Below are 12,620 nucleotides of genomic sequence, written 5' to 3'. Positions count from 1 at the left end.
TGGGCTGGCCGTTGTCAGTGCTCAGTATCAGTTCGCTGTCAGTGTTCCCGGTCCTTGAGCAGTTGCGGGGTGATTTCCACGGCGCCCTTGTCGGTCGTCACGTAGGCGGTGCCGTCCTGGATACTGATCTGCCACTGCATGCTGCGCTCGGCCAGGGCGGCCAGCGCCTGGGACTGGTCGGCCGTGATCTGCCAGACGGCCAGCTTGGGCGCGCGCTGCAGCTTGTTCTGGATGCCGGCCCACCAGACGTTGGTGCTGGCGGCGTAGCTGATCACCGTGACCAGCTCCGAGCGGCCCTGGATCTGGCGCAGGCGGCGTTCGTCGGGCTGGCCCAGTTCCACCCAATGAACCACTTCGCCGGTGAGGTCGATCTGCCAGAGGTCGGCGTCGTCGGCCTCGGACAAGCCCTTGGTGAATTCCAGGCGGCCACGCAGGTCGTTTTCCGGCTGGTACAGCGCGTAGGCGAGGATGCGCAGCATCATCCGCTCGTCGGTTTCCGACGGGTGACGGGCCACGGTGAGGTTGTGGTCGCCGTAGACATGGCGGTCCATGTCCGAGATCTGAAGCTGGGCTTTGTGAATGGTGGCCTTGAGCGCCATGGGGGGCCTTGAAGCAGGGAGTCTGAAGCGCCGCATTATCATTCCTGCCTCACCGACGAGACATCCCGACCGGGATCGAGAGAATCCTCATGAAGCAAACCCTGCGCACTTCCGCCGCTGTGGCCGCCATCCTGGCCTGCGGCCTGGCTTTTGGCCAGACCACCGCCAACCCCAACGCCAAGGTTGACCCCAAGAACAACAAGGTCAGCAAGCCGGTGGTGGACAAACCCAAGCAGAAGCTGATGACGCGCGAAGAGCTGCGTTCCTGCCTGTTTGAAGACAAGTCCCTGAACGACGAGAACGGCTCGCTCAAGGTCAAGGAAAAGGAAGTTCTCGCAGAGCGTGATGCGCTCAAGGCCTTCAAGGCGGAGCAGGACAAGGCCGAGGCCGAGATGCAGACCCGCAGCAAGGACCTGAAGACCGAAATCGAATCGGTCAAGGCCTTTGGCGCCGAGATCGAGGCCGGTGCGGCCAAGATGGAAAAGGACCAGCTCAAGGCCAAGCAGGAGGAGTACACCGCCCGCGCCAATGCCTTGCAGCCGCGTATCGACGCCTTCAACAAGGAGCGCAACGAGCGGGTAGAGAAGTACAAGGGCTTCAACGACCGTGTGGATGCCCACGCCAAGGCCCAGGACGACTTCAACGAAGCCGTCGAAACGCTGCAGGACAAGCGTGACGACTGGAAGAAGCGCTGCGCCAATCGCCCTTATGACGAAGCCGACGAAATCGCGATCAAGAAAGAAATCGCTGCCGGCAAAAAGTAAATAAAGCGCGCTTTCGCACGCTCACGGCGCCCCTCCCGAGTTCGGGACGGGCGCCGTTCCTACAATTGGCGGTAGCCGGGGATGTGCGCGATCCGCATGTCCTTGTCAGACCATTGAGGAATGCCAATGACTGCTACGACCGCTACGAGCGCCGCGCCCCTGGAAACCACCGCGAATCCGCTGCTGAAGGCTTGGGAGGGCCCCTACGGCTTGCCGCCGTTTGCCGCCATCCGTCCCGAGCACTTTGAACCCGCTTTTGAGCAGGCCCTGGCGGAACACCGCGCCGAGTTGGCCTTGATGGCCTCCCAGACCGAGGCCCCGAGCTTTGCCAACACCGTGGCGGCGTTCGACCGCAGCGGCCGCCGCCTGACCGCGCTGGAACACCTGTTCTCCACGTTGAGCGCCTCTGCCACCTCCCCGGCACTGCAAGCGGCACAACGCCGGCTGGCCGCTCCGCTGGCGGCTCACAACAATGCGGTGTACATGAACGCGGCGCTGTTTGCCCGGATCGAGACGCTGCATGAGCAACGCGACCATCTGGGCCTGGACGCCCAACAGCGCCGCCTGCTGGAACGCATTCACCTGGACTTCGTGCGGGCCGGTGCCCGCATGCAGGGCGAGGCCCGCCGCCGCTATGCCGCGCTGATGGAGCGGCTGGCCGAATTGCACACCCGCTTTGGCCAGAACGTGCTGGCGGATGAAGGCGGCTACCAACTGGTGCTGCGCACTGAAGACGAACTGGCTGGCCTGCCGGGCTTCGTGCGAGCCGCCGCCCGTCAGGCCGCGCTGGACCGGGGCTTGACGGCGCCCGAGGCCCACGTCATCACGCTCTCCCGCTCTCTGATTGCCCCCTTCCTGACCTTCAGCGAACGCCGCGACCTGCGCGAGCAGGCCTGGCGTGCCTGGGTGAGCCGTGGGGAACACGCGGGGGAAAGCGACAACCGCGACCTCATCCGCGAGATCCTGCGCCTGCGTCATGAACAGGCCGTGCTGCATGGTTATGCGCACTACGCCGATTACGCCCTGGCCGACACCATGGCCGGCAAACCGGCGGCCGTTCAGGGTTTGCTCGGCCAGGTCTGGGAACCCGCGAAGGCGGCCGTGGAACGTGAACGCGCCTTGCTGGATGCCGAGCGCGAGCGGCTGGGCCATGCCGACCCCATCCAGGATTGGGACTGGCGCTACTACGCCGAGAAGGTGCGCCAGCAGCGCTATCAGCTGGACGAGACCGAGGTGAAGCCTTATTTCCCGCTGGACGCGATGGTGCAGGCCATGTTCGACTGCGCCGGCCGCCTGTTCGGTCTGCGCTTCGTGCACCAGCCGCAGGTGGCGGGTTATCACGCGGACGTGAAGGTCTACGAGGTTCGGCAGGCCGATGGCCGGGTGCGCGGCCTGTTTGTGCAGGACAATTTCGCCCGCCCGACCAAGCGCAGCGGTGCCTGGATGAATGCCCTGCGCTGGCAGGCCCGCAACGGCATCGAGGCCTTGCCCATCATCCTGAACAACAACAACTTCGCCAAGGGCGCACCGGGCGAGCCCACGCTGCTCTCGTTTGACGACACCCGCACGCTCTTCCACGAGTTTGGCCACGGTCTGCACGGGCTGCTTTCGCAGGTGGAGTTCGAGCGGCTCTCCGGCACCCAGGTGCTGCGGGACTTCGTCGAGCTGCCTTCGCAGCTGATGGAACACTGGATGGCGGAGCCTGCGGTGCTCAAGCGCCACGCGCGCCACTTCCGCACCGGCGAGCCCATCCCGGACGCCTTGCTGGACAAGATCAAGGCGGCGGCCACCTTCAACCAGGGCTACGAGACGGTCCGCTATTGCGCCTCCGCGCTGGTGGACCAGGCCATCCACGGCCTGGGCACTGGTGATGTGCCGGACGTGGTGGCCTTCGAGCGCGAGACCCTGCAACGCCTGGGCCTGCCAGCGGCTGTGGGCATGAACCACCGGTTCACGCACTTCCAGCATCTGTTCTCGGGCAACTTCTATGCGGCGCAGTACTACGTCTACCTGTGGGCAGAAGTGCTGGACTGCGATGCCTACGAGGCCTTTGTCGAAGCGGGTGACCCCTTTGATGCTGCGACCGCGAAGTCGCTGCTGGACAACATCCTGTCCGTTGGCAACAGCCGCGAACCCGGCGCCACCTACCGCGCCTTCCGCGGCCGCGACGCGCAGGTCACGCCGATGCTCCAGGGGCGAGGATTGGTGGAGCCCCCGGCTGTCCAGGCCTAGGGCCTGTCCATCCGCCCCCCGAGGGGGCTAAGGGCCACCTTGGGGCGGCCCTGCGGTGGCCCCGTTCGCCTACCAGAGCCCCGCTTGAACGGCGCTGCGCGCGTTCGGCGCGAAATGATGGAGCCCCCGGCTGTTCGGGCCTCGGGCCCGCCCATCCGCCCCCCGAGGGGGCTACGGGCCACCTTGGGGCGGCCCGGCGGTGGCCCTCCGCGCATACCAGAGCCCCGCTTGAACGACGCTTCGCGCGTTCAAGCGACTCGATGCGGATGATGGAACCCCCCGGCTGTTCGGGCTTCGGGCCCGCCCATCCGCCCCCCGAGGGGGCTATGGGCCACCTTGGGGCGGCCCGGCGGTGGCCCTCCGCGCCTACCAGAGCCCCGCTTGAACGACGCATCGCGCGTTCGGCGCGCCTCGATGCAGAGGAGTCTTGGCCGGGAGCCCCCAACGCTGAGCGGCCGGTGCCAGCTTGGGGCGGTTGAGAGGGGCCTATCATTTGGTGCATGGACACCCATGCCTCCAACACCTCTACGGGCGGGAATGCCGCCAACGATTCCTCTGCTGCCCAGGGGAGTGCTTCCACCGAGCAGGCGCGGACACGCTTCGCCGTGGTGACCGGCGCCGGCTCCGGCATCGGGCGCGCCGCCGCACGCAAGCTGATGGCAGCAGGCTGGCAGGTCGCCCTGCTGGGCCGCCGCGCGCAAGCGCTGGAAGCCACCGCCGCCGAGGCACCGCACCGCGCCCTGGTGCTCCCCACCGACGTGTCGGACGAGGCCCAGGTGGCCGCCGCCTTTCGTGCGGTGAAGGAACATTTCGGCCGCCTGGACCTGCTCTTCAACAACGCCGGCATGAGCGCCCGCGGCATGGAGATCGACCAACTGAGCGTCGCCCAATGGCGCGCCGTGGTGGACGTGAACCTCACCGGCAGCTTCCTCTGCGCCCGCGAAGCCTTCGCCCTGATGAAGGCGCAATCGCCCCAGGGCGGCCGCATCATCAACAACGGTTCCATCTCCGCACACGCGCCGCGCCCAGGCTCGGTGGCCTACACCAGCACCAAACACGCCATCACCGGCCTGACCAAAACGCTGGCGCTGGACGGCCGCGCCTACGACATCGCCGCCGGTCAACTCGACATCGGCAATGCCCAGACAGATCTCACCGTGAACTTCTCCAAGGGCCTGCCCCAGGCGCACGGCGCCGTGGTGCCGGAGCCCACCATGGATGTGGACCACGCCGCCAGCGCGCTGCTCTACATGGCGGAATTGCCGCTGTCCGCCAACGTGCCTTTCCTGACGGTGATGGCCACCAAGATGCCCTATATTGGACGTGGTTGAGCCCCGACAAACGATGAACCTGATCTCTGAACTGTTGACCCTGGTGGCCCGTGTGGTTCGCGCCGCCCTGTTCCTGCTGCTCTTCCTGGCGCTGCTGCTGGTGGGCCTGGTGGTGTTCGGCGTGCTGCTGGTCTGGAGCCTGCTCCGGGGCCGGCCGCTGCAACGGCCCACGATGGGCGTGTTCCGCACTGCATCGGATTTCCGGGCTCAGGCGTTCAAGCGCCAGGCCGAACCGATGGGCGAGGTGGTGGATGTGGAAGTGCGGGAAGTACCGCAGCAGCCACATCAGCCGCAGCCGCCACAACAACAGCCCCGGCTGGACCGCTGACCGCAGCGGCCCGCAGCCGCGCAGCCCTGCGTCCCCCGCAAGGTCAATATCGCGGCGGGCTGCTCAGCTCCTGCCAGAGCTCGTCGTAGATGCGATAACGCGACGGGCTGATCTTGCCCGCCTCCACCGCCACCAGCACCGAGCAGCCCGGCTCATGCCGGTGGCTGCAGTTGTGAAAGCGGCATTCGCCCAGGTAGGGCTTGAAGTCCGCCATGTGGCTGGCCAGCTCAGGCGCGGGGATCTGCCGCAGCCCGAACTCCTGGAAACCCGGTGAGTCGATCAGCGCCGTCTGGCGCTCGGCGTCCATCCAGTACCACTGGGTGGTGGTGGTGGTGTGCCGGCCTGAATTCAGCGCCTGGGAGATTTCGCCCACCTGCGCGCGGGCGTCCGGCACCAGCAGATTGATCAAGGTGCTCTTGCCGGTGCCGCTGGGGCCCAGCACCAGCGTGGATCGGCCCTCCAGCAACGGCATGAGCGTCTCCCGGGCTTCGTCCGGCTTGCCCTTGAGGCTCAGTTCCAGCACCTGCTGGCCCATGGCCTTGTAGGGGGCCAGGCGCTGACGCGCGGCTTCGGCCTGCGGCAGGTCGGTCTTGTTGAGCAGGATGTCGGTGGTGATGCCCGCGCTGTCCGCCGCGATCAACGCGCGGGTGAGCTGGGACTCGGAGAACTGCGGCTCCGCCGCCACCAGCACCAGCAGGCGGTCCAGGTTGGCGGCAAAGCTCTTGGTCTTCCATTCGTCCTGCCGGAACAGCAGGTTGCGCCGGGGCTCCAGCTTCTCGATCACGCCTTCGTGGTCGCTGCTGCGCTGCCAGCGCACGCGGTCGCCCACCACGCAGTCGCTCTTCTTGCCCCGCGTCAGGCAGTGGACGCGCTCGCCGTTGTCGTCTTCCACCACATAGTGCCGGCCATGACCGCGCACCACCAGGCCAGTCTGCTGCGCCTTCATGCGGCACCACCACTCACACCACCACTCACACCACCACCGAGGTTCCCCAGGCTGCCCGCTCCTCGCGGGTCGGGGTGGGCCGCGATGGCGGCGAGCCGTTCACTCGCGGGCGGATGCGAGTAATAGAAGCGTGCAAACACCGGGTCGGGCGTCAACGTGCCGGCGTTGTCTTCATGCAGCTTGAGCAGCGCCGCGGTGAGGTCCTGGCCGCTGGCCTGTTCACAGGCATAGGCATCCGCCTCGAACTCGTGCTTGCGGGACCAGTAAGACATCAACGGCGTCAGGAAGAAGGTGAACGGCGGCAGCGCCAGCATGAACAGCAGCAACGCCAGCGCGTCGTTGGGGGCGCCCAGGCTCGGGCGCACGCCCAGGCCCAGATAGAACTGCGGCTGCGCGCTCAGGGCGCCGAGCAGCGCGAAGCCGGCCAGGCTGAGCGCGAACATCAGCACCATGCGCTTGAGCACATGGCGGCGCTTGAAGTGGCCCAGTTCATGCGCCAGCACGGCTTCCACTTCCGGCGGGTTCAGGCGCGCCAGCAGCGTGTCGAAGAAGACCACGCGCTTGGAGGCGCCCAGGCCGGTGAAGTAGGCATTGCCATGGGCGGAACGGCGGCTGCCGTCCATCACGAACAAGCCCTTGGCAGCAAACCCGCAGCGCGCCATCAGCGCCTGCACACGTTCACGCAAGGTGGCGTCGGACAGCGGCTCGAACTTGTTGAACAGCGGTGCGATCACCGTGGGGTAGAGCACCAGCATCAGCAGGTTGAACCCCATCCACACGGCCCAGGCCCACAGCCACCAGGCTTGGCCGGCCGCGGCCATCAGCCACAGGATGACAGCGGCAATGGGCAGCCCCAGCAAAGCGCCGACCACCAGGCCCTTGAGGCCATCCAGCACAAACAGCTTGAGCGTCGTGCGGTTGAAGCCGAAGCGTTGCTCCAGCCGGAAGGTGTTGTACAGCGACCAAGGCAGGTCCAGCACGCCGGACAGCAGGGCAAAACCGGTCAGCAGGCCGAGTTGGTAACCCATCGGGCCCAGCTGCGGCAGCCATGACAGCATCCACTGGTTCAGCAGGTCCAGGCCGCCCAGCAGCGTCCAGCCGATCAGCAGGGCGGTGTCCCAGGCCAGGTGCAGCGTGCCGGCGCGGCTGCGCGCCATGGTGTAGTCCGCCGCCTTCTGGTGCGCGCTGAGCGGCACCGTGCCGGCAAAGGCGTCGGGGACGGCGCTACGGTGCCGGGCCACATGCCGCACCTGGCGGCCCGACAGCCAGAGCTTGGCCAGAAAGGACAGGACGACCGCGGCCACGAAGATCAGGCTCAGGGAGAGGGCATTCACGGACCAGGGATCGGAAGTGTGCATATGCGTGGAGTGTAGGCCCGAGCCTGCGACAATCGCCCGATTGCCGGTGACGCTCCCCCCGCAGGCCGGGGCGTGCGCTGCCGGCTGCCCAACAAGGATTGTTATGAGCACCGACACCTCCTCCGCGACCCCCACGCCGCCCCCCACGCTGGCCATCAGCGACCAGAACCTCATCTGGATCGACCTGGAAATGACCGGGCTGTTCCCGGACACCGACCGCATCATCGAAATCGCGGTGGTGGTCACCGACCCGTCCCTGGCCATCCGCGTGGAAGGCCCCGTCTTCGCCATCCATCAGAGCAACGAGACGCTGGACAAGATGGATGCCTGGAACAAGGGCACCCACGGCAAGAGCGGCCTGATCGACCGCGTCAAGGCGTCCACCGTCAGCGAGGACGAAGCCCAGGCGCAGGTCATTGAGTTCCTGAAGAACTATGTGCCAGCCGGCAAGTCGCCCATGAGCGGCAACTCCATCTGCCAGGACCGCCGTTTCCTGGCCAACTACATGCCCAAGCTGGAGTCCTTCTTCCACTACCGCAACCTCGATGTGTCGACGCTGAAGGAACTGGCGCGCCGCTGGAAGCCTGCCGCACTGGACGGTTTCAAGAAGGCGCAGAAGCACACCGCTCTGGCCGACATCCATGAGTCCATCGACGAACTGATCCACTATCGCGAGCAGTTCCTCAAGCTCGACTGATCCCCGCACCATGCAAGAGGCTCGCCGCCCGACATCGCTGTGGGCGGCTTTTGACTTTCCGCGCCACCCGCTGGCGCGCGAGGACGGTGAACGTGTGCGCGGCTGCTTCGAGCACCCGCCGGCACGGCGCCTGATCGCGCGCGAGGCGGCCGAGCTGCGCGCCGTCCTGGGCGAGGCGCACGAGGCTGCGCGGGCAGGCGCGTGGGTGCTGGGCGGGCTGCGTTATGAAGCGGCTGCAGCCCTGGACCCGGCCTTGCCCGGCCGGGCGGACATGCCGCTGGCCGAGTTTTCCATCTGGCATGAAGCGCCGGCCGATTGGCGCCCGCCTGCGGCGCTGCCATCCCATGCGCTGTCCGCATGGCGCGATGTGCAGGGCGAGGCGTCGGAAGCCGCGCAGATTGAGCGTGTGCGCGACTACATCCGTGCGGGCGACTGCTATCAGGTCAACCTCACCACCCGGCTGCAAGCCACGGCGGGGGAGGGGTTCGACATCACCGATTACTTCTTCTCCCTGCATGCGGCCCAGCCGGGCGGCTTTGCGCTGTTGCTGCGCCTGGAGAGTGGCGACACGGTGGCGAGTGTGTCCCCCGAGTTGTTCTTCGACTGGCGCCCGCTGCCGGAGGACCCCGCCGCCACGCAGACCTGGCTGCTCTCCACCCAGCCGATGAAGGGCACTGCGCCACGCGGCCGCGACCGTGCTGCCGACGAGGCTGCCCAGGCCTACCTGCGCACCAGCGAGAAAGAACGGGCGGAGAACCTCATGATCGTGGACCTGCTGCGCAACGACCTCGCGCGCGTGGCGGTGACGGGCTCGGTGCGTGTGCCCCGCTTGTTCGAGTTGCATGCGCTGCCCACGGTCTGGCAGATGACCTCCACCGTCAGTGCCGTCAGCCGGGCGGGGCTGAAGCTGGACGACGTCTTTGCCGCCCTGTTCCCGTGCGGTTCCGTCACCGGGGCGCCCAAGCGGCGTGCCATGCAGATCATCCACGAGCTGGAGCCGTCCCGCCGGGGCTGGTATACCGGCGCGCTGGGGCTGTTGCAGCCCGGCGGCGTCGCGACCTTCAATGTGCCCATCCGTACCGTCAGTGTGCAGGGCGCTGATGCCGAATGCGGCATCGGCAGCGCTATCACGCTGGATGCCACACCGGCCGCCGAGCTGGACGAATGGCGGGCCAAGGCGCGCTTCCTGTCGCGGGCGCAGGCGCCCATCGCCGTGCTGGAGACCCTGCGGCTGGAGGACGGCGTCTTCCAGCGCGAATCCCGTCACCTGGCGCGGCTCCAACGCACCATGCGCCACTTCGGCATGCATGCCGCCATGGACCAGGTGCGCGAACGTCTGGCCGTCATCGCCGCCGGCCATACCCAGGGGCTGTGGCGGGTGCGCATCACGGTCGGGCGTACCGGTGAGTGGACGCAGGACGTGCAGCCGCTGGTGCACGACCGTTCAGCCGTATGGCTGGCCCTGGCCGACGCGCCGATCGATGCGCGCGGGCCCGACGCCGAATTCCTTCAGCACAAGACCACCCGCCGGGCGGTCTACCAGGCCCTGCTGGACCGCAAGCCGGCCAGTTGCTTTGATGTGCTGCTGTTCAACCGCGAAGGCGAACTCACCGAGGGCTGCCTGACCAACCTTGCCGTGCAGCTGGATGGGCCCGACAGCCCCTGGCTCACGCCCCACATCGACGCCGGCCTGCTGCCGGGGGTGATGCGGGAAGAACTTCTGGAACAGGGCCGCATCCGCGAGGCCCGGCTCCTTGTCACCGATTTGCAGCGGGCCCATGCGCTCGCCGTCTTCAACAGTGTGCGTGGCTGGCGCGAAGCCCGGCTGCTGCCGCAGGATCATTCATGAGTACCACTCCCCCCAAGCGCCGTGCACCGGCGCGCAATCCCCGCGCCGCGATGGCACCGGCGGAAGTCATTGCCGACATCGTTGGCGATGTATCGCTGGACCTCGTGCCCAAGCCCTCGCTGATGCCCGCGTCGATCGACGACGCGGTGGAGGACATCTTCCAGGCGCTGATGGCGGATGAAGACGACCATGAGGCGGGTGCAGCCGGTGCGCCGGTTGTACCGGAACCGGCCGAAGCGGCGCCCGAAGCCGTGGCCAAACCGGCGCGCAAGCGGCCCAGCCGCGCGCGTGTGGCGGAGCCGGATGAGGCGGCTGCGGAACCCAGGAAGCGTGCACCGGCCCGCAAACGTGCCAAGCCGGCGGGGGCCGACACAGAGGCCGCCGCAGAAGGCGTCGCACAAGCCTCCGCAGAGGGTGTCGCCAAAGACGCCACCATGGCGGCCCTGCAGGCCGACGATGCCGCTGCCTCGGTCCTTCCGGCCGCCGGACCGAGCGCGGGCCTGACCGCGCCGTCGCCCGTCGAGCGCACGCTTGCGCAAAGGGCCGAGTCCGACGGCGGACCCACCGCCGAGCCAGACGCCCCGCTGCCGGTGGCAGATCCGGAGAGCGAGCCCCCCGCCAAGGGGCGCCGCAAGCCCCGACGCGCCGTGGTCGAGCAGACACCCGAAGAGCCACAGGGCCCGCCGCGCTTCACGCTGGGGGCACGCGAGGACGACGGTGTCTTCGGCGACTACGAACTGCGCGACGGCGAGACCGGTGGCACTTTCCACCTGCGCCTCCTGGGCCGTGCGTTGTGGCGCTGCGACTGCGCCCAGTATGCGGAGCAGGGCGATTGCGAGCATGGCGGGCAGTTGCTGTCGCTGTTTGACCAGGCGCAGCACGACGCGCTGGAGGCCGGCTGGCCGGCACGCGAAGCCGAAGTCTGGCTGGTGCCCGGCCCCGAACGCCGGCTGCAATGGATTGCCGGTCGCGAAGTGCCTGCCGCCTTGCGCGACCAACCCGAGTTGGACGAGCGTCAGCGTCGCGATGCCGAGCAATCGCAGTCGTGGCTGCAGTCGCTGGTCTCGCAGGCACGAGCCGCCGGCGTTGCGCTGCGTGTGGATGCGCCGGTGTGGCCGCAACTGGCCTGGGGCCGTGACGCACTGGCCCGCGTGCAACGGCTGGAGGCCTTCATGTCCGATGGAGACGCCATGCGTGGCCTGCTGACCGACGCGCTGCCGCCGCATCAATGGGAAGCGGCCCTGTTCGCCGTGTGCGCCGGCCGAGCGCTGGTGGCGGATGACCTGGGCCTGGGGCAACGAGGCGCCGCGATCGCCGCCATCCGGTTGTGGGAACGCCTGTTCGGCGCCGCGCCCGCGTTGGTCATCGCGCCGGAGGCCCAACACGCCGCATGGCGTCGCGACCTGACGCGCTGGCTGGGCGACGCCGCCAGCGGGGTGGTGCTGGCCGAGCAGCCGACTGCGAAGCACGCGCCGGCATTGCTGGTGGTGGACGGCATCGACGCCATCGATGAAGAAGCGCTGGCCGCGCTTCGCGCCCTGGCGTTGCGCACAGGCGCACAGCTGCTGCTGATCGCCGCCCAGGAGCCGCTGAGCCACCCGCTGCTGCCCACCTGGGTGGATTGGCTGGACACCGCTCGTCGGGGGCCGTGGGCCCGTTTCTGGGCCCTGCCTGCGGATGCCGGCAAGAAGGCCCTGCGGGAAGCATTGGCACAGGTGGTCCTTTCCCGCCGCAAGCGTGAGCTGGTGGAACGCCTGCCCGCCTGCCTGACCACGCCGTTGTGGCTGGAAGCTGCGGGCAGCAGCCTGCCGCAGGGGCCCCTCAAGCAATTGCGCCAGACGCTGGAGCGCTGGCAGGCGCGCCCCTTCCTGAACAGTGCGGAGCAGCAACAGCTGATGGAGGCCCTGGGACTGCTGCCGCCGGCTTCCCGCCAGGCGCTGGCGGCCAAGGCCGAGGCCGTGCTGGCGCTGCGCAGGGACTGGGTGGAGTCGCCCACGCCTGCAGCCAGCCGCCTGCTGGTCTGCAGCCGTTCGGAAACCTTGCTGGACAGCCTGTCGCAATCCCCGCAACTGCGCCGCCTCCCGCCGCACCGCCTGCGTGCAGGCGACAGTGACGAGGCCGTGGCACAGACGCTGCAGGCCTGGCGCGCCGCGCCGGCCGGTGTGTTGCTGGCCAGCGATGACGCGTTGGCTGCGATGCCCGAAGGGCTGCTGGAGGACGAGCGCATGGGCGTGGTCCATGCCGACCTGCCGTGGCAGGCTGAAACCGTGGATGAACGGGTGGCCCTGGCTTGTGGCGATGACGCCTGTGGCGTGCCGGCTGCGCTGCTGCTGATCACGGGTTCGCTCGACACGAGCCTCTCCAAGGCGCATGCCAAGGGCCTGTCATTCCCGGATTGGCTGGACGCGCCACCGGCATGGCTGGACCAAGCGCAGATCGAGGCGTTGATGGCGGTGCTGCCGGCCTTGCTGGAAGGGCTTTGAGGCGCTGGGGCCGGCCGTGCGTTGAGCCCGTGC

Annotated in this window: 10 protein-coding genes; 7 read left to right on the top strand and 3 right to left on the bottom strand. The window is 68.1% G+C overall.

Annotated features, from left to right (window positions below; all coding sequences use genetic code 11):
• Window positions 1–38: 38 nt before the first annotated feature.
• Complete coding sequence (locus tag BMY53_RS02620) at window positions 39–599, bottom strand: YaeQ family protein (protein ID WP_092943293.1); 561 nt, start codon at window positions 597–599, stop codon at window positions 39–41.
• A gap of 89 nt (window positions 600–688) precedes the next feature.
• On the opposite strand from BMY53_RS02620, the gene BMY53_RS02615 reads away from it, so the two are divergent.
• The 4 genes from BMY53_RS02615 to BMY53_RS02600 all read left to right on the top strand — a co-directional run bounded on the left by BMY53_RS02615 (window position 689) and on the right by BMY53_RS02600 (window position 5,254).
• Window positions 689–1,363, top strand: a complete 675-nt coding sequence (locus BMY53_RS02615; protein WP_092943291.1) for a hypothetical protein — start codon at window positions 689–691, stop codon at window positions 1,361–1,363.
• 126 nt (window positions 1,364–1,489) lie between these two features.
• Window positions 1,490–3,595, top strand: a complete 2,106-nt coding sequence (locus tag BMY53_RS02610; protein WP_092943289.1) for a M3 family metallopeptidase — start codon at window positions 1,490–1,492, stop codon at window positions 3,593–3,595.
• Window positions 3,596–4,095: 500 nt separating this feature from the next.
• Window positions 4,096–4,926 (top strand): SDR family oxidoreductase, encoded by an 831-nt coding sequence (locus BMY53_RS02605; RefSeq protein WP_092943287.1) that lies wholly within the window; start codon window positions 4,096–4,098, stop codon window positions 4,924–4,926.
• Window positions 4,927–4,939: 13 nt separating this feature from the next.
• On the top strand, window positions 4,940–5,254 hold the full coding sequence (locus BMY53_RS02600) for a hypothetical protein (protein ID WP_092943285.1): 315 nt from the start codon (window positions 4,940–4,942) through the stop codon (window positions 5,252–5,254).
• Between the two features lie 43 nt (window positions 5,255–5,297).
• Here BMY53_RS02600 and rsgA read toward each other — a convergent pair whose 3' ends face one another.
• Both rsgA and BMY53_RS02590 read right to left on the bottom strand, forming a co-directional pair.
• Window positions 5,298–6,200: a ribosome small subunit-dependent GTPase A gene (rsgA, locus tag BMY53_RS02595; RefSeq protein WP_092943283.1), complete on the bottom strand. Its 903-nt coding sequence runs from the start codon at window positions 6,198–6,200 to the stop codon at window positions 5,298–5,300.
• Entirely contained in the window at window positions 6,197–7,558 is a 1,362-nt protein-coding gene (locus BMY53_RS02590) for a M48 family metallopeptidase (protein ID WP_092943281.1), read from the bottom strand. Before BMY53_RS02590 ends, rsgA begins: the two co-directional genes overlap by 4 nt.
• A gap of 103 nt (window positions 7,559–7,661) precedes the next feature.
• Here BMY53_RS02590 and orn point away from each other — a divergent pair, with 103 nt between their 5' ends.
• Genes orn through BMY53_RS02575 form a run of 3 tightly spaced genes read left to right on the top strand, consistent with a single transcriptional unit; the run spans window position 7,662 to window position 12,587 of the window.
• On the top strand, window positions 7,662–8,255 hold the full coding sequence (orn, locus tag BMY53_RS02585; RefSeq protein WP_092943279.1) for an oligoribonuclease: 594 nt from the start codon (window positions 7,662–7,664) through the stop codon (window positions 8,253–8,255).
• 10 nt (window positions 8,256–8,265) lie between these two features.
• Window positions 8,266–10,104 (top strand): chorismate-binding protein, encoded by a 1,839-nt coding sequence (locus tag BMY53_RS02580; protein ID WP_092943277.1) that lies wholly within the window; start codon window positions 8,266–8,268, stop codon window positions 10,102–10,104.
• The gene (locus BMY53_RS02575; protein WP_092943275.1) at window positions 10,101–12,587 is read left to right on the top strand and encodes a hypothetical protein; all 2,487 of its coding nucleotides are present in this window, start codon (window positions 10,101–10,103) and stop codon (window positions 12,585–12,587) included. Before BMY53_RS02580 ends, BMY53_RS02575 begins: the two co-directional genes overlap by 4 nt.
• Window positions 12,588–12,620 lie beyond the last annotated feature (33 nt).

It is taken from the genome of Roseateles sp. YR242 (genome assembly GCF_900109745.1).
Classification (GTDB): Bacteria; Pseudomonadota; Gammaproteobacteria; order Burkholderiales; family Burkholderiaceae_C; genus Roseateles.
Note: the sequence above shows the minus strand (reverse complement) of the source record. Positions and strands in the feature narration are given on the sequence as shown.

What these genes read in the sequence shown, in the direction of transcription:
- BMY53_RS02620 (WP_092943293.1), bottom strand. Translation starts at nt 599, where the DNA reads ATGGCGCTCAAGGCCACCATTCACAAAGCCCAGCTTCAGATCTCGGAC.
- BMY53_RS02615 (WP_092943291.1), top strand. Translation starts at nt 689, where the DNA reads ATGAAGCAAACCCTGCGCACTTCCGCCGCTGTGGCCGCCATCCTGGCC.
- BMY53_RS02610 (WP_092943289.1), top strand. Translation starts at nt 1,490, where the DNA reads ATGACTGCTACGACCGCTACGAGCGCCGCGCCCCTGGAAACCACCGCG.
- BMY53_RS02605 (WP_092943287.1), top strand. Translation starts at nt 4,096, where the DNA reads ATGGACACCCATGCCTCCAACACCTCTACGGGCGGGAATGCCGCCAAC.
- BMY53_RS02600 (WP_092943285.1), top strand. Translation starts at nt 4,940, where the DNA reads ATGAACCTGATCTCTGAACTGTTGACCCTGGTGGCCCGTGTGGTTCGC.
- rsgA (WP_092943283.1), bottom strand. Translation starts at nt 6,200, where the DNA reads ATGAAGGCGCAGCAGACTGGCCTGGTGGTGCGCGGTCATGGCCGGCAC.
- BMY53_RS02590 (WP_092943281.1), bottom strand. Translation starts at nt 7,558, where the DNA reads ATGCACACTTCCGATCCCTGGTCCGTGAATGCCCTCTCCCTGAGCCTG.
- orn (WP_092943279.1), top strand. Translation starts at nt 7,662, where the DNA reads ATGAGCACCGACACCTCCTCCGCGACCCCCACGCCGCCCCCCACGCTG.
- BMY53_RS02580 (WP_092943277.1), top strand. Translation starts at nt 8,266, where the DNA reads ATGCAAGAGGCTCGCCGCCCGACATCGCTGTGGGCGGCTTTTGACTTT.
- BMY53_RS02575 (WP_092943275.1), top strand. Translation starts at nt 10,101, where the DNA reads ATGAGTACCACTCCCCCCAAGCGCCGTGCACCGGCGCGCAATCCCCGC.